General features: G+C 44.8%; 19 protein-coding genes. 16 read left to right on the plus strand and 3 right to left on the minus strand.

The window, feature by feature from the left end; all coding sequences use genetic code 11:
* Positions 1 to 92, plus strand: a 92-nt coding sequence (locus L3V37_RS22490; protein ID WP_138939205.1) for an integrase core domain-containing protein, incomplete at its 5' end; no start/stop codon positions are given.
* Positions 93 to 141: 49 nt separating this feature from the next.
* Here the strand turns inward: L3V37_RS22490 and L3V37_RS22495 are convergent.
* The 3 genes from L3V37_RS22495 to map form a co-directional block, all read right to left on the minus strand.
* Positions 142 to 525, minus strand: coding sequence for a DUF3461 family protein (locus tag L3V37_RS22495; RefSeq protein WP_005380322.1), 384 nt, complete (start codon positions 523 to 525; stop codon positions 142 to 144).
* A 142-nt stretch (positions 526 to 667) separates the two neighbouring features.
* Positions 668 to 3292 carry a bifunctional uridylyltransferase/uridylyl-removing protein GlnD gene (gene glnD, locus L3V37_RS22500; RefSeq protein ID WP_237307162.1) on the minus strand — a complete coding sequence of 875 codons (2625 nt, stop codon included), beginning with the start codon at positions 3290 to 3292 and terminating at the stop codon, positions 668 to 670.
* Positions 3293 to 3400: 108 nt separating this feature from the next.
* Positions 3401 to 4279 carry a type I methionyl aminopeptidase gene (map, locus tag L3V37_RS22505; protein ID WP_005380326.1) on the minus strand — a complete coding sequence of 293 codons (879 nt, stop codon included), beginning with the start codon at positions 4277 to 4279 and terminating at the stop codon, positions 3401 to 3403.
* Positions 4280 to 4663: 384 nt separating this feature from the next.
* Here map and rpsB point away from each other — a divergent pair, with 384 nt between their 5' ends.
* The 15 genes from rpsB (at position 4664) to rnhB (ending at position 19622) form a co-directional block, all read left to right on the plus strand.
* Positions 4664 to 5392 (plus strand): 30S ribosomal protein S2, encoded by a 729-nt coding sequence (rpsB, locus tag L3V37_RS22510; protein WP_005380327.1) that lies wholly within the window; start codon positions 4664 to 4666, stop codon positions 5390 to 5392.
* A gap of 133 nt (positions 5393 to 5525) precedes the next feature.
* The gene (tsf, locus tag L3V37_RS22515; protein ID WP_005380328.1) at positions 5526 to 6371 is read left to right on the plus strand and encodes a translation elongation factor Ts; all 846 of its coding nucleotides are present in this window, start codon (positions 5526 to 5528) and stop codon (positions 6369 to 6371) included.
* A 147-nt stretch (positions 6372 to 6518) separates the two neighbouring features.
* Positions 6519 to 7244 (plus strand): UMP kinase, encoded by a 726-nt coding sequence (gene pyrH, locus L3V37_RS22520; RefSeq protein ID WP_005380329.1) that lies wholly within the window; start codon positions 6519 to 6521, stop codon positions 7242 to 7244.
* Positions 7245 to 7344: 100 nt separating this feature from the next.
* Positions 7345 to 7902 carry a ribosome recycling factor gene (gene frr, locus L3V37_RS22525; RefSeq protein WP_005380330.1) on the plus strand — a complete coding sequence of 186 codons (558 nt, stop codon included), beginning with the start codon at positions 7345 to 7347 and terminating at the stop codon, positions 7900 to 7902.
* Positions 7903 to 7998: 96 nt separating this feature from the next.
* Entirely contained in the window at positions 7999 to 8754 is a 756-nt protein-coding gene (locus tag L3V37_RS22530) for an isoprenyl transferase (RefSeq protein ID WP_237307166.1), read from the plus strand.
* 12 nt (positions 8755 to 8766) lie between these two features.
* Positions 8767 to 9609 (plus strand): phosphatidate cytidylyltransferase, encoded by an 843-nt coding sequence (locus L3V37_RS22535; RefSeq protein ID WP_130545981.1) that lies wholly within the window; start codon positions 8767 to 8769, stop codon positions 9607 to 9609.
* A 50-nt stretch (positions 9610 to 9659) separates the two neighbouring features.
* Complete coding sequence (gene ispC, locus L3V37_RS22540) at positions 9660 to 10865, plus strand: 1-deoxy-D-xylulose-5-phosphate reductoisomerase (RefSeq protein ID WP_065645507.1); 1206 nt, start codon at positions 9660 to 9662, stop codon at positions 10863 to 10865.
* Positions 10865 to 12223: a sigma E protease regulator RseP gene (gene rseP / locus L3V37_RS22545; RefSeq protein ID WP_005380334.1), complete on the plus strand. Its 1359-nt coding sequence runs from the start codon at positions 10865 to 10867 to the stop codon at positions 12221 to 12223. Before ispC ends, rseP begins: the two co-directional genes overlap by 1 nt.
* Positions 12224 to 12267: 44 nt before the next feature.
* Positions 12268 to 14682, plus strand: a complete 2415-nt coding sequence (gene bamA, locus L3V37_RS22550) for an outer membrane protein assembly factor BamA (protein ID WP_237307168.1) — start codon at positions 12268 to 12270, stop codon at positions 14680 to 14682.
* A gap of 13 nt (positions 14683 to 14695) precedes the next feature.
* Positions 14696 to 15205: an OmpH family outer membrane protein gene (locus tag L3V37_RS22555; protein WP_005391804.1), complete on the plus strand. Its 510-nt coding sequence runs from the start codon at positions 14696 to 14698 to the stop codon at positions 15203 to 15205.
* Positions 15206 to 15211: 6 nt separating this feature from the next.
* Positions 15212 to 16243, plus strand: a complete 1032-nt coding sequence (gene lpxD, locus L3V37_RS22560) for a UDP-3-O-(3-hydroxymyristoyl)glucosamine N-acyltransferase (RefSeq protein ID WP_005380347.1) — start codon at positions 15212 to 15214, stop codon at positions 16241 to 16243.
* A 232-nt stretch (positions 16244 to 16475) separates the two neighbouring features.
* Entirely contained in the window at positions 16476 to 16928 is a 453-nt protein-coding gene (gene fabZ, locus L3V37_RS22565; protein WP_005380349.1) for a 3-hydroxyacyl-ACP dehydratase FabZ, read from the plus strand.
* A 1-nt stretch (position 16929) separates the two neighbouring features.
* Positions 16930 to 17718: an acyl-ACP--UDP-N-acetylglucosamine O-acyltransferase gene (lpxA, locus tag L3V37_RS22570; RefSeq protein ID WP_005380357.1), complete on the plus strand. Its 789-nt coding sequence runs from the start codon at positions 16930 to 16932 to the stop codon at positions 17716 to 17718.
* A gap of 119 nt (positions 17719 to 17837) precedes the next feature.
* Complete coding sequence (gene lpxB, locus L3V37_RS22575) at positions 17838 to 18977, plus strand: lipid-A-disaccharide synthase (protein ID WP_237307171.1); 1140 nt, start codon at positions 17838 to 17840, stop codon at positions 18975 to 18977.
* A gap of 9 nt (positions 18978 to 18986) precedes the next feature.
* On the plus strand, positions 18987 to 19622 hold the full coding sequence (gene rnhB / locus L3V37_RS22580) for a ribonuclease HII (protein WP_005380361.1): 636 nt from the start codon (positions 18987 to 18989) through the stop codon (positions 19620 to 19622).
* Positions 19623 to 19637: the final 15 nt, after the last annotated feature.

Raw genomic sequence — 19637 nt, forward strand, 5'->3', positions numbered from 1 at the left:
TGGTAGCAGAGTCCGTAGATATCTATAATCAAATGAGGCCTCATACGGCTTTAAAATACAAAACGCCCGATGAAGTACATCGAGCGTTTTAGTTAAAAAGTGTCAACCCATATCAGGACGGGTCATTTAAGACTTAACGTTTTACTTTAGTTTTTCAAGATCCGCTTCGATCTCTGCGATCTTGCTCGAAACGACTTTTTCTAAATGACGAAGGTCTGAAAGAATTTTCTCTTTTACATCAACCTCAGGTTGTTTCGTTGGCTTAGTGATTTTATTCAGTTCATCAATGACTAATGTGAGGTTTCGGTTGATTTCCGTTACTTCTTTATATTTGTGACTGCCACTATCAACAAGAACATTTTTGATTTGGCGTGGGTATTTGAATTTAACGCTTTTAGCGAATAGTTCGCCTTTTTGCTTGTGGAAATAGATCTTGAGTACGTCTTTGTGTGCTTCTTGGCGTAGGGAATAACGTTCAATCTGCTTAGGGTCGTGAATACCCAAACCAGTGAGGTGGGGATACATAGGCTACCTCTATTACATCGAATTGATATTGATATAACTGTAGCAGCCTATGTATGAGCTAGATAGCTGATATTTAGCCAAAATGCTTAACTTGTGGGCAAGATCGCTCTCGCCCTGAACCGAAAAGATTGGCAGGTTTGATCTAAGCTGCAACCTCATCAGATAACTTTTCGATCAATCTCTCTCTTAGCTCATCTTGCTGTTCTTCACTTAACCTTCCCCCAGCATCACTGGTTAAAATAAACAAGTCTTCTGCTCGCTCACCAATGGTGGTGATTTTGGCACCGTGAAGGTTGATATTTAAATCAGCAAACGTACGGCCTACTTTGGCCAACAGCCCTGGTGTGTCTAGCGCGACAAACTCCATTAAAGTGTGTTTTTTACCTTTGGTTGGTAAGAAGTCGACTTTGGTTTTCACATTAAAGTGCTGAAGTTTGTTCGGAGTACGGCGCGTTTTAATCTTGGTTGGTCGGCCTGCCTCCAGTACATGAGTGAGGTGTTTAATCACCGCGGCGTGACGAGACTCATCGATCGCTTCGCCATGTTGATCGAGTACCATAAAGGTATCAATCACGTGCCCATCTTTGCTGGTCATGATTTGCGCGTCGTGTACATTAAAATTACGCCTATCTAACTCCGCCACGACTGTCGCAAATAAAGCAGGCTGGTCTTTCGTATATACAAACACCTCAGTGCCGCCACGAGTGGCTTTTTTACTGATCAACACCAAAGGCTTAGTCGGATCTTCCATGCGAAGTAAGTGTTCGCAGTGCCACGCGATTTGCGTATGGGTATGACGAAGGAAGTAGTCAGCTTTGAAGCGTTGCCACAATACTTCAATTTCGCGCGCGGCAAACCCCTCTTTGCGCAGCATTGCGGAGGCCATTTGTTGATTGTGGCGAATTCGCTCACGCACATCGACAGGGTTCTCTAGGCCTCTACGTAAAGCACGTTGTGTGGAGTAATACAGCTCCGCAAGTAAAGTTCGTTTCCAAGCATTCCAAAGTTCTGGGTTGGTTGCACAAATATCTGCAACTGTCAGGCATACAAGATAATCGAGAGATTCTTCGTCTCTGATTTTTTTGGCAAACTCGGTAATGACATCAGGATCATAAATGTCTCGGCGCTGTGCGGTGACAGACATTAATAGATGATGTCTTACCAACCAAGCGACAAGTTTGGCCTCGGGCTTCGATAAGCCATGCTCAATGCAGAAGTCGTACGCTTCTCCTTCACCGATAATCGAGTGATCGCCGCCACGACCTTTCCCGATATCATGGAAAATAGCGGCAATAATCAGCAGCTCTTTCTTTTGCATCCGTGGGTAGACGTCACAGCAAATTGGGTGCTTCTCATGATTTTCTGGGTCACTAAAAGTGTTGATGTGTTTAAGTAAGCGAATACTGTGTTCATCAACGGTGTAGGCATGGAATAAGTCAAACTGCATTTGACCAACAATCTGACTCCATTGCGGTAAATATGCCGCCATAACCCCTAATCGGTGCATGAGACTGAATGCTTTGTGCAGAGCATTAGGGTGACGACATAACGCCATGAACTTTTCACGCGCAGCAGGAATGGTGTGCAAAAACTTGTTGAGCCGACGGCGAGCGGTGCGCAGTTGACGCAGCGTTGGTGGGCTCACCCCTTCAATAGTTGAGTCGTTAGCAATATGTAAGAACATATCCAGAATAGTTTCTGGGCGAGCTTGGAACAATGCGGGTTTCCGCGCTTCAATTAAAGAACCGCGACGTTGAAAGTCCGTATCGAGAATCTCGGCACTTTCTGTCGCCCCACCATTAATGATCGCTTGGTCAAAGAGTTTGAGTAGCATTTTATTGAGCTCTGCCACACGACGAAGCGTGCGGTAGAACTCTTTCATCATCATTTCTACGCCTCGGTTGCCTTCTCCGACGTAGCCTAGATTTTCCGCAACTTGTGCTTGATGAGCAAAGGTCAAGCGGTTGTCATAGCGGCGAAGCTCCATGTGCAGAGCGAAACGTACTCGCCAAAGGAAGTCCTGACATTCAACCAATTCTCGGTATTCTGCGTCAGTTAAAAATCCGTATCGGCTCATTTCCAACAATGAAGTAGCACCAAAGTGACGTCGAGCGACCCAGCTTAATGTATGAATATCGCGCAGCCCGCCAGGGGTTGATTTAATGTCCGGTTCTAAGTTGTAGGTCGTGTCGTGGTAACGTGCATGGCGTTCGCGCTGCTCTTGAATTTTAGCGCGGTAAAACGTCTCACTTGGCCAGAAAGAGTCTGATAACACGACTTTCTTCAGTGCCTGAAAGGTGTCCTCGCTTCCACACAGCAATCGCGCTTCTTGCAGGTTTGTCGCGACCGTTAGATCGGCTTTACCAATTTCAGCACATTCAGTAACGGTGCGAACAGCGTGTCCGACCTCGAGTTTTAAATCCCACAACAGCGTAATGAATTCGCTGATTTTTGCTTCTAACGCGGTTGGCAGTTTATTGTTCGACAGAATCAAAATATCGATATCGGAGAGCGGATGCAGCTCGCCGCGTCCGTAGCCACCAACGGCAACCAGAGAAATGTTGTAAATATCCTTGAAGCCAAAATGTTGCCACAAACGATTGAGAAGCAGATCCATATATTCAGCTCTGGCTAAAACCAAGCTTGTTACCGGATGATGATTGAGAAACTCTTGGTTTTGATTAGAGCTAAACTTCTCTAATTCTTGTTTGAGTTCACCGATATTGATTTGTTCATCGGAAAAGGTAAGAGGGGACTGAAGTGTCATATTTGCCATCCGTGCAAGCTAATCTAATAACAATCTAACAAATTTGCGGCAGATAAAAAATATCCCCGCCGAAGCAGGGATATAGTAAACAACGAGTGGTCGTAAGCTTTACGCGTTTTTCATTAGGCGAGGAATCGTATCGTCGCTACGAAGCGTCAGTACTTCACAACCTTCTTTTGTTACTACAATGGTATGTTCCCATTGCGCAGAGTTCTTGCCGTCGCCCGTGTAAACAGTCCAGTCATCTTGTGCATCAACAGAGCAACCAAATTTACCTGCGTTAATCATCGGCTCAATAGTAAAGCACATGCCTTCTTTTAATACGCGGCGGTCTTTGTTCTTGTAATGAACCACTTGTGGTTCTTCATGGAACTCATCGCCGATACCGTGACCACAGAAGTCTTTCACAATAGAAAACTTGTTGCGAGGATTGTTCTTGTTGTTCTCTTTGATGTACTTCTCGATAGCTGTACCGATGTCACCAACCGTTGAACCTGGCTTAACGGTACGCATACCAACATACAGTGCTTCTTGAGCTACCATGCACAGACGTTTGTTTGCAGGCGAAACATCACCGACTAGGAACATCTTAGAAGTGTCACCATGGTAACCCTGAGGACGCACGCTCAGATCGGCATTCTCATCATTTGGAACGATTACGGTAATATCAACGTTCAAGATGTCACCATCTTTTAGTACCGCCGGCTTCATTTGGCCGTTGCTACCGATTTCGTCTTTTTCCGCTGGAATACCGTGGCATACGATATGGTTGATTGAAGTACAGATCGACTTAGGGAAACCATGGTAATCAAGCGGAGCAGAGTATGCACCTTTTTCTAGAGCGTACTCATGACAGATTTTGTTTAACTCTTCTGTCGTCACACCAACTTTGATGTGTGGTTCGATCATTTCTAGAATCTCTGCGGCTAGCTTGCCCGCAATGCGCATGCGTTCTATTTCTTCAGCAGTTTTAATCTTGATTGACATTGGCTTTCTCTACTTATTCCTAAGCACGTAAACGTGCGAATGGCCGCATTCTATCAGACATCGGGGCGTTAACCCAAGTTAGATAGGAATATGCATCATTCTTAATTCGATCATATGTTTAAAGTTTTGCTTATAAATAGGAGAAAGTGGCTCGGTGAAGAAATAATTTTTACTAGCCACAGTGAGCTAAAATATGGTATAAAGCGCGCCGGAATAGAGGACTGTTCTCTTCGTTTAGCAAAGTTAAGCGGCGAAGCAAGCTTCATCCGAATAACCTTTTATCTTTAAATCACACACATTCCGTCACATATTCCGGGGTGCTGAGCAGAAGCTTGGTCGGAGTTATGGGGAATGTGGAGGCCTAACCCCATAGAGGATTTTAAAATGGCAACTGTATCAATGCGCGATATGCTAAAAGCTGGTGTTCACTTCGGTCACCAGACTCGTTACTGGAACCCAAAAATGAAGCCATTCATCTTTGGCGCTCGTAACAAAGTTCATATCATCAACCTAGAAAAAACTGTACCAATGTTCAACGACGCTCTAGCTGAACTAGCTAAAGTTGGCGAGAAGAAAGGTAAGGTTCTATTCGTAGGTACTAAGCGCGCTGCATCTGAAGCTGTTAAAGAAGCTGCAATTGCAAGCAACCAGTTTTACGTAAACAACCGCTGGTTAGGCGGTATGCTTACAAACTACAAAACAGTTCGTCAGTCTATCAAGCGTCTAAAAGAACTAGAGACTCAATCACAAGACGGTACTTTTGACAAACTAACTAAGAAAGAAGCTCTAATGCGTACTCGCGAAATGGAGAAGCTAGAGAAATCTCTTGGTGGTATCAAAGACATGGGCGGCCTACCAGACGCTCTATTCGTAATCGACGCTGATCACGAACACATTGCAATTAAAGAAGCTAACAACCTAGGTATTCCAGTATACGCTGTGGTAGATACTAACTCTAACCCAGACGGCGTTGACTACGTAATCCCAGGTAACGACGACGCGATCCGCGCTGTACAGCTATACCTAAACGCTGCTGCTTCAGCAGTATCTGAAGGTCGTAACAAAGACGTAGCTGCAGTTGCTGAAAAAGACGGTTTCGTAGAAGCTGAATAATAGCGGCTCTGTGTCACACTTGGTCTATGTGAAACCTTTGTGTAGCATAAACTAAGTTATAGTTAGCAATGGGGGCCGACAATGTTAGGCCCCTGTTTTTTTACCTTATTTCGAATCAAACGAGGAAGACAGAATGGCAACTGTAACTGCTGCTCTAGTTAAAGAACTTCGCGAGCGTACTGGCGCTGGCATGATGGAATGTAAGAAAGCGCTTGTAGAAGCAAACGCTGACATCGAACTAGCAATTGAAAACATGCGTAAATCTGGCGCAGCGAAAGCAGCTAAGAAAGCTGGTAACGTTGCAGCTGAAGGCGCAATCATCATCAAAGAAGAAAACGGCGTTGCTGTTCTTCTTGAAGTTAACTGCCAAACTGACTTCGTTGCTAAAGACGGCAACTTCACTGCATTCGCAGAAGAAGTTGCAGCTGCAGCTCTAGCTTCAAAAGCTTCTGTTGAAGAACTACAAGCACAATTCGAAGACGCACGTGTAGCTCTAGTAGCTAAAATCGGTGAAAACATCACTATCCGTCGCGTAGAATACGTTCAAGGCACTGCAATCGCTTCTTACCGTCACGGTGAGAAAATCGGTGTTGTTGTTGCTGGTGAAGGCGACGCAGAAACTCTTAAGCACGTTGCAATGCACGTTGCTGCTTCTAAGCCTGAGTTCGTTAACCCAGAAGACGTACCAGCTGACGTAGTAGAAAAAGAGAAAGCGGTTCAAGTTGAAATCGCAATGAACGAAGGCAAGCCTGCTGAAATCGCTGAGAAGATGGTTGTTGGCCGCATGAAGAAATTCACTGGCGAGATCTCTCTAACAGGTCAAGCTTTCATCATGGAGCCTAAGAAAACTGTAGGCGAAATGCTGAAAGAAAAAGGCGCTTCAGTTTCTACGTTCGTTCGCCTAGAAGTAGGTGAAGGTATCGAGAAGAAAGAAGAAATGAGCTTCGCTGAAGAAGTTGCAGCAGCTCAAAAAGGTTAATCCTTAGAGACTGTATAAAGATTAGACCGTAGCCAAGGCTGCGGTCTTTTTATGAGCAGTGAACGATTAGCCGTGATGAATAGCCATAACTGAAGTTGTGTCTATTCATGACTGTTAATCAACAACTCTCTTTGGAAGGTAAACTCCATGACTACGAACCCTAAACCAGCGTATCAACGTATTCTATTAAAACTGAGTGGTGAAGCTCTTCAAGGTGAAGACGGTTTTGGTATTGATCCTGCGGTCCTTGATCGTATGGCACAAGAAGTTAAAGAACTGGTTGAACTGGGTGTTCAGGTTGGTGTAGTTATCGGTGGCGGTAACTTGTTCCGTGGTGCAGGCCTAGCTGAAGCTGGTATGAACCGCGTAGTTGGTGACCACATGGGTATGCTTGCTACAGTAATGAATGGCCTAGCGATGCGTGATGCTCTTCACCGTGCATACGTAAATGCGCGCGTTATGTCTGCAATCCCTCTAAAAGGCGTATGTGACGACTATAATTGGGCTGATGCGATCCGTGAGCTTCGCCAAGGCCGAGTTGTCATCTTCTCTGCTGGTACTGGTAACCCGTTCTTTACAACGGATTCTGCTGCTTGTTTACGTGGTATCGAAATTGAAGCGGATGTCGTACTAAAAGCGACGAAAGTTGATGGTGTATTTACTGCTGACCCTGTAGCAAACCCAGACGCAGAGCTGTATGATAAGCTATCTTATGCAGAAGTTCTGGATAAAGAGCTGAAAGTTATGGACTTGGCGGCGTTTACGCTAGCTCGTGACCACAAAATGCCAATCCGCGTATTTAATATGAACAAGCCAGGCGCACTACGTCGCGTGGTTATGGGCGAAGCAGAAGGCACGCTCATCAACGAATAAGCTTGGCTTAAGGTGCCACTCCAAAGCGTTAGGGTGGTGCTTGCTTTGCTCAACCGTTTTAGGCTTTCTTCAGGAAAGATGACATTTTTAAGGTGAAACTGTGATTAACGAAATCAAAAAAGACGCGCAAGAGCGCATGGATAAAAGCGTTGAAGCGCTTAAGAACAACCTTTCTAAAATTCGTACAGGTCGTGCACACCCAAGCCTACTATCTGGTATTTCTGTAGAATACTACGGTGCAGCAACACCTCTAAACCAAGTAGCAAACGTTATTGCTGAAGATGCACGTACACTTGCAATCACGGTTTTTGATAAAGAGCTGACGCCGAAAGTAGAAAAAGCGATCATGACGTCTGACCTGGGTCTAAACCCTATGTCAGCTGGCACTATCATCCGCGTTCCACTTCCACCGCTAACGGAAGAACGTCGTAAAGACCTAGTTAAGATCGTCCGTGGTGAAGCTGAAGGTGGTCGTGTTGCTGTTCGTAACATCCGTCGTGACGCAAACAACGATCTTAAAGCGCTTCTAAAAGATAAAGAAATCTCTGAAGATGAAGATCGTAAAGCACAAGACGAAATTCAAAAGCTAACTGACGTTGCAGTTAAGAAGATCGATGAAGTTCTTGCTGCAAAAGAAAAAGAGTTGATGGAAGTTTAATACTCCCACACACATCACTGTTGGAAAACGCTGTGCTCACAGCTCAGCGTTTTTTTATGTTAGTCTATCCAACTGATGGAACTCAATTAACTCCCTATGCAAAATTCTCAAGCCTTCTCTGACTCCCTTCCTAAGCATATTGCCATCATTATGGACGGTAATGGCCGTTGGGCTAAGTCCAAAGGAAAACCTCGCGTATTTGGTCATAAAAAAGGCGTTAGTGCCGTTCGTAAGACCGTGGCTGCTGCTTCAAAACTAGGCATTAGAGCCATGACGCTGTTTGCTTTTAGTAGTGAAAACTGGCGTCGTCCGGAGGAAGAAGTGGGTCTTTTGATGGAACTGTTTATCACGGTCCTGTCTAGTGAAGTAAAAAAACTACACAAAAATAACTTACGGTTGCGCGTGATCGGTGATACCAGTCGATTTAGTGAGCGTCTACAAAAGAAAATTGTAGAAGCAGAAAACCTAACGGCAGATAACACGGGTATGGTGATCAACATTGCAGCCAACTATGGCGGTAAATGGGATATCACAGAAGCTGCTAAAATGTTAGCGCTAAAAGCACGTAACGGTGAAATTCGTGTAGAGGATATCAATGAGCAGCTAATCACTGAGCATTTGACCATGGCAGACCTACCGGAAGTGGATCTTTTAATTCGCACCAGTGGAGAGTGCCGCATCAGCAACTTTATGTTGTGGCAAATGGCTTATGCAGAAATGTACTTTACACCAGAGTACTGGCCAGAATTCGATGAAGACAGTTTGGTAGAAGCTGTGACTTGGTTTATCAACCGAGAACGTCGTTTTGGCTGTACAGGTGAACAAATAAAGGCATTGATGGCAGCTCAATAAGGACTAGTTAGTTTGAAACAGAGAATAATAACAGCACTAATTTTAGCTCCCCTGGTTATTTTAGGCATTTTTAAATTACCGCTAATGGGCTTTATTGCCGCTTTAACTGCAATAACGCTATTAGGTTTTTGGGAGTGGACTCAGTTTACAGGAAGCAACTCTCGCATTGCTGCCCTTGTGCCGGCAATCATTATTACCGGACTTAGTTTTCTATACATCTCGCCTGATGCATATAGCCTCAATCACTTAACGACACCTCATTATGTCGTCTTGGGTATTGGTTTTGTTTGGTGGATTATTGCTAGCTTAATGGCGATTACTTACCCCAAAACGACGAAATCTTGGCAAAGTAATCTTGTTTTACGTCATGTATTTGGTTTTCTGACATTAATCCCATTCCTTTGGAGTGTGATTATTCTCAGAGCGTATGACATCACTGTAGATCCATACCACGGCGCAAAGCTTGTGTTGTACGTTTGTTTCTTGGTATGGGCTGCAGATAGCGGCGCCTACTTTGCAGGCAAAAGCTTAGGCAAACGTAAGATGGCTCCTCATGTAAGCCCCAATAAAACAATTGAAGGGCTAATTGGTGGCATTATCACGGCATTAATCGTAGCGTGGGCATTTGCTGATTGGTTCGATATCCAGTTCACTAGCCCTGTCCATATGGTGCTGATTACGCTGGTTACTGTCGTTATTTCAGTGCTTGGTGATCTGGTTGAAAGTATGTTCAAACGTGTCTCAGGCATTAAAGACAGCAGTAACATTATCCCAGGGCACGGTGGTGTGCTAGATCGTATCGACAGCCTAACCGCAGCATTCCCAGTTTTTGCTCTTCTTTACTACGTATTCTAATTTATCAGGAGCGGCGTCGTCGCTCCTGAGCTTTCTAACGGTCTTACAACATGCAAAAGTTAACGATTCTTGGTGCTACTGGATCAATTGGTGCAAGCACGCTTAAAGTGGTCGAACAAAACCCAGATCTGTTTTCTGTCGTTGCCTTAGCGGCAAGCACTAACGTTGAAAAGATGATCGGTTTATGTCGTCAGTGGCAACCTAAATATGCGGTCATGGCAGATAAAGCTGCGGCGTCTCAACTTCAAGCTGAGCTACACTCGGTTTCGCCAGGTACCGAAGTGCTAGGTGGTGTTGATGCGCTATGCCATATTGCTTCGCTGGACGAGGTCGACAGTGTAATGGCTGCTATTGTTGGAGCAGCTGGCTTATTGCCTACCATGGCTGCCGTGAAAGCAGGTAAGCGAGTCTTGTTGGCAAATAAAGAAGCACTTGTAATGTCAGGCCAGCTATTTATTGATGCCGTTGAAGAATTTGGCGCAGAGCTACTTCCCGTCGACAGTGAACACAACGCCATTTTCCAATGTTTACCACAGCAAGTACAAACCAATCTGGGTCGTTGCAATTTACAAGAACATGGCATTTCTCATATTTTGTTGACTGGATCTGGTGGTCCTTTCCGTTACACTGACATCGCAGAACTGGAACAGGTGACACCCGCTCAGGCGATCGCTCATCCAAACTGGTCGATGGGGCCAAAAATTTCTGTTGATTCTGCCACGATGATGAATAAAGGCCTTGAGTATATCGAAGCTAAGTGGCTATTTAATGCTGCTCGCGAACAACTGAAGGTGATTATTCATCCTCAATCTGTGATTCATTCTATGGTTCAGTATCGTGATGGTTCGGTCTTGGCACAAATGGGAGAAGCGGATATGGCGACGCCAATTGCGCTCACCATGTCATACCCGTCAAGAGTAGAAGCTGGGGTTAAGCCGCTAGACTTCACGAAAGTTGGTGAGCTGACGTTTTTGCAGCCTGACTTTGCTCGTTACCCATGTTTAAAACTCGCAATTGATGCTTGTTATGAAGGTCAACACGCAACAACGGCACTGAATGCAGCTAATGAAGTCGCTGTTGATGCATTTTTAAATAACAGACTAGGTTTTACCGATATTGCTCGCATCAATGAGTCTGTGTTGAATAAAATCAACGCAAGCTGCAAGGCTGAGAATGCGAATAGCTTGGAAAGCTTGCTCGAGCTAGATAGAATGGCACGAACTATTGCCCTAGAAACCATACGCGAGCGTAGCTGATGACTGGTATATTGTGGAATCTCATTTCTTTTATCGTCGCACTGGGCATTCTTGTTGCCGTGCACGAATTTGGGCATTTTTGGGTTGCGCGCCGTTGCGGCGTTAAAGTTGAAAAGTTTTCAATCGGTTTCGGCAAGTCTATTTGGAGTAAAGTAGGCAAAGACGGAACGGAGTACAGCATCTCAATGATCCCTCTCGGCGGCTATGTGAAAATGGTTGATAGCCGTGTCGATGAGGTGCCAGAACATGAGAAGCACCTAGCGTTTGATAAGAAGCCGTTATGGAAGCGAACCTCTATTGTTGCGGCTGGCCCCATCTTTAATTTTCTTTTCGCAATTTTTGCCTATTGGCTGGTATTTCTAATAGGTATCCCAGCTGTTAAGCCTGTAATTGGTGAAGTTACGCCCAATTCGATTGTTGCGGAAGCTGGAATTGAATCTGGAATGGAACTTAAATCGATATCTGGTATCAAAACTCCGGATTGGGAATCAGTAAATATGGGATTGATTTCTCATATTGGCGATGATTTGATGACGGTAACACTAACGTCAGCGAATGAAGTTGGTTCAGAAGTAACGAAAACGCTCGATTTACGTGAGTGGAAGTTCGACCCAGAAACTCAGTCAGCGATGCAGTCGTTAGGTTTTGCTCCGTATACACCGGAGGTGTATCGAGTTATCGAGCAGGTCTCGCAAGGTGGAGCGGCGGAAAAAGCCGGTGTGCTTCCAGGTGATGAGGTTGTCGCAATTGGTCAACAACGCGTAACCGAATGGAAGCAAGTGGTTGAAGCGGTTCGTTCTAATCCTGATACACCGCTTGAATTGACGGTGTTACGTCAGGGTTATGAGCAAACATTGACGCTGACGCCCGGTAGCCGTGAGCTAGCTAACAAAGAAGTCGTTGGTTTTGCAGGTATTGCACCTAAAGTCGCAGAATGGCCAGAAAGTTATCGCTTCGATCTTCAGTTTGGTGTATTCGAGTCAATAGGTAAAGCAGTAGACAAAACTGGCCAAGTCATTGGTTTGACAATCAGCATGCTTAAGAAGCTGATTGTTGGAGACGTTGGTCTGAATAATCTGAGTGGACCAATATCAATAGCCAAAGGCGCAGGCGCGACAGCAGATTATGGTTTGGTCTACTTTTTAGGTTTTCTCGCTCTAATTAGTGTTAACCTAGGTATTATTAACCTCGTTCCTTTACCAATGTTGGATGGCGGTCATTTGTTGTTTTTTGCAATTGAAGCAGTCATTCGACGTCCTGTTCCTGAGAAAGTGCAGGAAATGGGCTTTAGAATTGGTGGTGCGATCATCTTCTCGCTCATGGCGTTAGCGCTATTTAATGATTTTACTCGTCTGTGATAGTTCAGAGACAAAAGCAGTAGCAAGGAATAATTAGAACAAGTATGGCGATTAAGCGAATTCTATTTGCAAGTTTACTGGCGACCAGTGTATCTGCAAATGGAGCAGAGAACTTCGTAGTTCAAGATATTGAAATCGATGGATTGCAGCGTGTAGCACTGGGTGCTGCATTGTTGAAAATGCCTGTACGTGTCGGTGATACCATTGGCCAAGGCGATGTTGCAGAAATTATCCGCGCCCTGTATGCATCTGGTAACTTTGAAGATGTGAAAGTGTTGCGTGACGGTGGTGTTCTGATGGTTCAAGTCAAAGAACGTCCTACCATTGCAAGCATCTCTTTTTCAGGTAACAAAGCAATCAAGGACGAGCAGCTACAAGAAAACCTGAACGCGTCTGGCGTTCGTGAAGGTGAAGCGCTTGACCGCACCACGCTAAGCAACATTGAAAAAGGCTTAGAAGACTTTTACTACAGCGTAGGTAAATACAACGCAACAGTAAAAGCGGTGGTTACTCCACTACCACGTAATCGTTCTGACCTTAAGTTTGTCTTTACTGAAGGTGTGTCGGCAAAAATTCAGCAAATCAACTTTATCGGTAATGAAGTGTTCAGTGATGAAGAACTGCTTTCGCGCTTTAACTTAAATGTTGATGTGCCGTGGTGGAATTTCCTTTCTGATGAAAAGTATCAAAAGCAAGTCCTTGCAGGTGATATTGAAGCACTCAAATCATTCTACCTGGATCGTGGTTACTTAAAATTTAACGTTGATTCGACACAAGTTGCAATCTCTCCTGACAAGAAAGGGGTATACATTACTCTTGGTCTAGAAGAGGGCGAGGTTTACACCGTTAAGGACGTGAAGTTCCGTGGTGATTTGATTGGTGAGGAAGCGACGTTCGAAAGACTTGTGCCATTTGAAGACAATGAGACATACAACGGCTCGTTGGTGACTTCAATGGAAGAAGGAATTAAGCGTGTGCTTGGTGAGTCCGGTTATGCTTATCCTCAAGTGAATACCATTCCAGAGTTTGACGACGAGAATCAAGAAGTTTCTTTGGTCGTTAACGTAGACCCGGGTAACCGAATTTATGTTCGTGATATTCGCTTCACGGGTAATAACTCAACCAAAGATGAAGTCCTTCGTCGTGAAATGCGTCAGATGGAAGGCAGTTGGTTGAACTCGAAATCGATTGAAACGGGTAAAACTCGTCTAAATCGTTTGGGCTACTTTGAAAATGTTGAAGTACAGACGGTTCGAGTTCCTGGTAGTGATGATCAAGTTGACCTAGTTTACTCTGTCAAAGAAGCGAACTCTGGTAGCGTTAACTTCGGTGTTGGCTACGGTACAGAATCGGGTGTGAGCTTCCAGGTTGGCCTGCAACAAGATAACTTTATTGGTAGCGGTAACCGTGTTGGTATCAACGCGATGATGAATGACTACCAGAAAAACATCAGTCTTGATTACCGTGATCCGTACTGGAACTTAGACGGTGTAAGCTTAGGTGGTAAGGTTTTCTATAACGAATTTGAAGCTAAAGAAGCCAATATCGTTGACTATACCAACGAAAGCTATGGCGCGAGCTTAACGTGGGGTTTCCCATTCGATGAGTTGAACCGTTTTGAATTCGGTGTCGGTTATACGCACAACAAGATCGGTAACTTATCGCCTTACTTACAGGTAGAGCAGTTCTTACGAGCACAAGCAGACAACATTGATTCTAGTGGAGCGTTGAACACAAACGATTTCGACTTCAATATCTCTTGGACACGTAATAACTTAAACCGTGGCTATTTCCCTACGGCAGGTAACCATCAGCGTGCATTCTATAAAATGACCGTACCTGGCTCTGACGTTCAATACTTCAAAATGCAGTACGATGTTCGTCAGTATTTGCCATTGACTAAAAAGCACGAGTTTACCCTCTTGTTCCGTGGCCGCTTAGGTTACGGTAATGGTTACGGTCAAACGGATGGCAACGATAACTTGTTCCCATTCTACGAAAACTACTACGCAGGTGGCTTTACATCGCTTCGTGGCTTTGGCTCAAACTCTGTTGGTCCTAAAGCGGTTTACCGTGATACATCTGGTTCAAACAATGGCGCAGATACAGCAACAGATGACTCTGTTGGTGGTAACGCCGTAGCGCTAGCAAGTGTTGAGTTGATTGTCCCAACACCATTTGCATCAGAAGAAGTACAAAACCAAATTCGTACCAGTATCTTCTTTGATATGGCAAGTGTTTGGGATACGGAGTTTGACTACCGCGATTCAGGTGCGGAATATGGTGACCGTTACTACTACGATTACTCAGATCCAACCAACTACCGCTCTTCTTACGGTGCGGCGTTGCAGTGGATGTCTCCAATGGGGCCACTAGTATTCTCACTAGCGAAACCAATTAAGAAATTTGATGGCGATGATGAAGAGTTCTTCACATTCACTATCGGTAGAACTTTCTAAAGAGGAAAATATTTTGAATAAAATGATCAAAGCGGCTGGGATTGGCCTTCTTGTACTGAGCTCTTCAATGTTTGCAAATGCGGCAGAAGCTGCACAGAAAATTGCTTACGTAAATACAGCTCAAGTTTTTCAAGCTCTTCCTCAACGTGAAGTTGTATTACAAAAAATGCAGAAAGACTTCAAAAGCAAAGCTGATGAACTGAAGTCAATCCAAGCACAAGCTAAAACAAAGATTGAGAAGCTACAACGTGACGGCGAGCTTTTGGGTCAAGACGAAGTTGAAAAGCTACGTATCGATATCGCGAAACTCGACAGCGAGTACAAAGTGAAAGCACAAGCACTTGAAAAAGCAAGTGCGCGTCGTGAAGCTGAAGAAAAAGCGAAGCTTTTCAAAACGATTCAAGATGCAGTTAAGAAAGTCGCAGACAAAAATGGTTACGATCTTGTGATTGATATCTCTGCTTTGCAGTACGGCAAGCCAGAATACAATATCTCTGAAGACGTAATTAAAGCTCTAAAATAAGAAGTTATGAAGACATTAACATTAGCCGAATTGGCGACAATTACCGGGGGGGAGCTGTTTGGTGACGAGTCTCTCGTTGTAAGCCGTGTTGCTCCAATGGATAAAGCACAAGAAGGTGACGTAACCTTCTTGTCTAACCCAAAATACGCAAAACACCTTTCTGAGTGCCAAGCTACCGTTGTTATGGTAAAGGCTGAGCATAAAGATCAATGCGTTGGAAATGCGCTAGTGGTTTCAGACCCTTATGTCGCATTTGCTCGTGTGGTCCAAGCGATGGATACCACACCAAAACCGGCAGACGATATTGCACCAAGTGCTGTGATTGCCGCTGACGTTAAAATGGGTGAGAACGTTACAATCGGCGCTAATGCCGTGATTGAAACGGGTGTGGAACTCGGCGACAACGTAAGCGTTGGCGCTGGTTGTTTTATCGGTAAGAACGCCAAGCTAGGGAATAACACCAAGCTTTGGGCTAATGTCACTATCTATCATGAAGTGTCATTGGGTGATGACTGTCTTGTTCAATCGGGCACTGTCATTGGTTCTGATGGCTTCGGTTATGCGAATGACAAAGGTGAGTGGATCAAAATCCCTCAGCTTGGTTCAGTGCGTATCGGTAACCGCGTTGAGATTGGTGCTTGTACTACGATTGACCGCGGTGCACTCGAAGATACTATCATTGAAGACAATGTCATTCTGGATAACCAACTTCAAATCGCGCACAACGTGCAGATCGGATATGGTACCGTGATGCCTGGTGGTACTATTGTCGCGGGCAGTACAAAAATTGGTAAGTACTGCCAGATTGGCGGCGCGTCTGTTCTGAATGGCCATATCACTATCGCAGATGGTGTGGCGATTACAGGTATGGGCATGGTAATGCGCAGTATCGAAGAAAAAGGCCTTTACTCATCAGGTATTCCACTACAAACGAACAGAGAGTGGCGTAAAACTGCAACTCGAGTTCACCGTATTGATGAGATGAATAAGCGCCTAAAAGCGGTTGAAAAACAGCTGGAACAGAAAGAAGAAATTTAGAACAAGTTATCTTTCGCTCTGTATTTAACGTGAAAGCTAACAGGCTCTAGTTCCATATTCTGTACGAAGACTCGCGAAATGCGGGTCTTTTTCTTCTATAATGACGCGCTCTAAGTAGATTTAACTCCAAGATGGTGCGTATTTTGCTAGTATATTGCAAAGCGATTCGGCTTTACGACCTGTTGCCACGTTTGCCATCTTGGCGGCAAAAAATTGATATAGGAAGACGACTTTGACTACTGAAAAGAAAACGATGAACATCTCTGAAATTCAAGAGCTACTACCTCATCGCTACCCATTCTTATTGATCGACCGAGTGATAGACTTCCAAGAAGAGAAGTACCTTCACGCGATTAAAAACGTGTCGGTTAACGAACCTCAGTTCACAGGTCACTTTCCTCAACTACCAGTATTCCCAGGTGTTTTGATTTTAGAAGCAATGGCTCAGGCAACAGGCTTACTTGCATTTAAATCATTTGGTGCACCAACAGAAAATGAACTGTACTACTTTGCAAGCGTAGACGGCGCGAAATTCCGTAAACCAGTGGTTCCGGGCGACCAATTGGTTATTGAGGTAGAATTTCTGAAAGAACGTCGCGGCATTGCTGCATTTAGCGGTGTAGCAAAAGTTGACGGTGAAGTGGTATGTTCTGCAGAACTGAAGTGTGCTCGTCGAGAGTTTTAATATGATTCATGAAACCGCTAAAATCCACCCGGCAGCGGTGGTAGAAGAGGGCGCCAAAATTGGTGCTAACGTAACAGTAGGTCCTTTTACGTACATCACCTCTACGGTTGAAATTGGTGAAGGCACAGAAGTGATGTCTCACGTTGTGATCAAAGGTCACACAACTATTGGCAAAGATAACCGTATTTTCCCACATGCTGTCATTGGTGAAGAAAACCAAGACAAAAAATACGGTGGTGAAGACACAACTGTGGTTATCGGTGACCGTAACGTCATTCGTGAAGCGGTCCAAGTTCACCGCGGCACAGTGCAAGACAAAGCAACCACGATCATTGGTGATGACAACTTATTGTGTGTGAATGCACACGTTGCGCATGATGTTGTTATTGGTAACCATACTCATATCGGTAATAACTCGATTCTTGGTGGTCACGTTACTGTTGATGATTATGCCGGTGTGATGGCACTGTCTGCGATTCATCCGTTTTGTACAGTGGGCGCTTACGCGTACATTGGCGGCTGTTCAGCAGTGGTGCAAGATGTCCCAGCTTACGTACTCGCGCAAGGTAACCACGCCACACCTTTCGGCTTGAACCTTGTTGGCTTGAAGCGTAATGGCTTTGAGAAACCAGAGATTCGTGCGCTACAAAAAGCGTATAAAGAAATCTACCGTTCAGGTAAGACGCTAGAAGAAGTGAAGCCTATTCTAGCTGAAATGGCTCAAGAGTGGCCAGCAGTGAAGCGTTTCTCAGATATTCTGGAAACGACGGAACGTGGCATTATTCGTTAATTGGCGAATGAACCAATAAATAAAAAGATCGTGACCGAATTTGAGGTTACGATCTTTTTGTGTTTTATGGATAAGGCAAACCGTTATCCATAGCGCACAGGAAAAATAGCGAAGTAGATATGGAAAGACCATTACGTATTGGCATCATTGCCGGAGAATTGTCTGGCGATACGCTAGGTGAAGGCTTTATCAAAGCAGTAAAGCAACAATATCCAGACGCAGAGTTCGTAGGCATTGGCGGTCCGAAAATGATAGCCCAAGGTTGCGAGTCTCTGTTTGATATGGAAGAGCTTGCGGTGATGGGATTAGTCGAGGTTTTAGGTCGCTTACCGAGACTTCTTAAAGTGAAAGCTGAGCTCGTTCAGTATTTTACTCAGAATCCGCCTGATGTTTTCATCGGGATCGATGCTCCTGACTTCAACTTACGCCTGGAGCTTGACCTCAAGCAAGCGGGCATTAAAACCGTTCATTACGTAAGTCCGTCTGTTTGGGCTTGGCGTCAGAAGCGCATCTTTAAAATAGAAGCGGCAACGAACTTGGTGCTAGCATTTCTTCCGTTTGAGAAAGCGTTCTACGACAAATTTAATGTACCTTGCGAGTTCATTGGTCATACCTTGGCTGATGCCATCCCACTAGAATCAGAACAAGCGCCTGCACGTGAGTTGCTTGGTTTAGAACAAGATAAAAAGTGGCTTGCTGTCCTGCCAGGCAGTCGTGGTAGCGAGTTAAAAATGCTCTCAGAGCCATTTATTGAAACCTGCAAGTTACTCCATAAAAAATTTCCAGAACTGGGGTTTGTTGTCGCGCTTGTTAATCAAAAACGCCGTGAGCAGTTTGAACAAGCATGGAAAGTGCTCGCACCAGAATTAGACTTCAAGTTAGTTGATGACACCGCACGCAACGTCATCACCGCATCCGATGCCGTGATGCTGGCCTCCGGTACCGTAGCGTTGGAGTGTATGCTTCTCAAGCGTCCAATGGTGGTGGGTTATCGTGTGAATGCATTTACTGCTTTCTTAGCTAAACGTCTATTGAAAACGAAGTATGTGTCATTGCCGAATATCTTGGCGGATGATGAGCTCGTCAAAGAATATCTACAAGATGAGTGCACACCAGACAATTTGTTTACTGAGGTTTCTCGCTTATTGGAACGCGACAATAAACCGATGTTAGATAAGTTTACGGAAATGCATCATTGGATCCGTAAAGATGCGGATCAACAAGCCGCAAACGCGGTTCTAAAACTGATTGAAAAATAGAGATTTATCATGGCTGTTAAACCAAAAGCGACCAAAACCAAAGTTGAACTCCCTCCGTTTGAATATCCGCAAGGTTATCAGCTTGTGGCCGGAGTCGACGAGGTAGGACGTGGCCCTTTGGTAGGAGACGTCGTCACCGCTGCGGTTATCCTTGATCCTAACAATCCTATTGAAGGGTTGAACGATTCGAAAAAATTGACCGAAAAGAAACGCATGGCGCTGCTTCCTGAAATCAAAGAAAAAGCATTGGCGTGGGCGGTCGGGCGTTGTTCTCCTGAAGAAATCGATCAACTGAATATTTTGCAGGCGACTATGGTTGCGATGCAGCGTGCAGTGGCGGGGTTACAGGTTCAACCTGATTTGGTGTTGATTGATGGTAACCGTTGTCCGGAGCTGCCAATGGATGCTCAAGCTGTAGTAAAAGGCGATCTACGTGTTGCCGAAATCAGTGCGGCTTCAATTATTGCCAAAGTCGTGCGTGACCAAGAGATGGAAGAGTTGGATAAACTTCATCCACAATTTGGCTTCGCGAAGCACAAAGGTTACCCAACTAAAGCGCACTTTGAAGCGATTGAGCAACACGGAGTGATCAGTGAGCACCGCAAGAGTTTCAAGCCAGTAAAAAAAGCGTTAGGCATAGAATAATCAAACGATCTAATT

The sequence above is a fragment of the Vibrio sp. D54 genome (assembly GCF_021728075.1).
GTDB classification, from domain to species: Bacteria; Pseudomonadota; Gammaproteobacteria; order Enterobacterales; family Vibrionaceae; genus Vibrio; species Vibrio alginolyticus.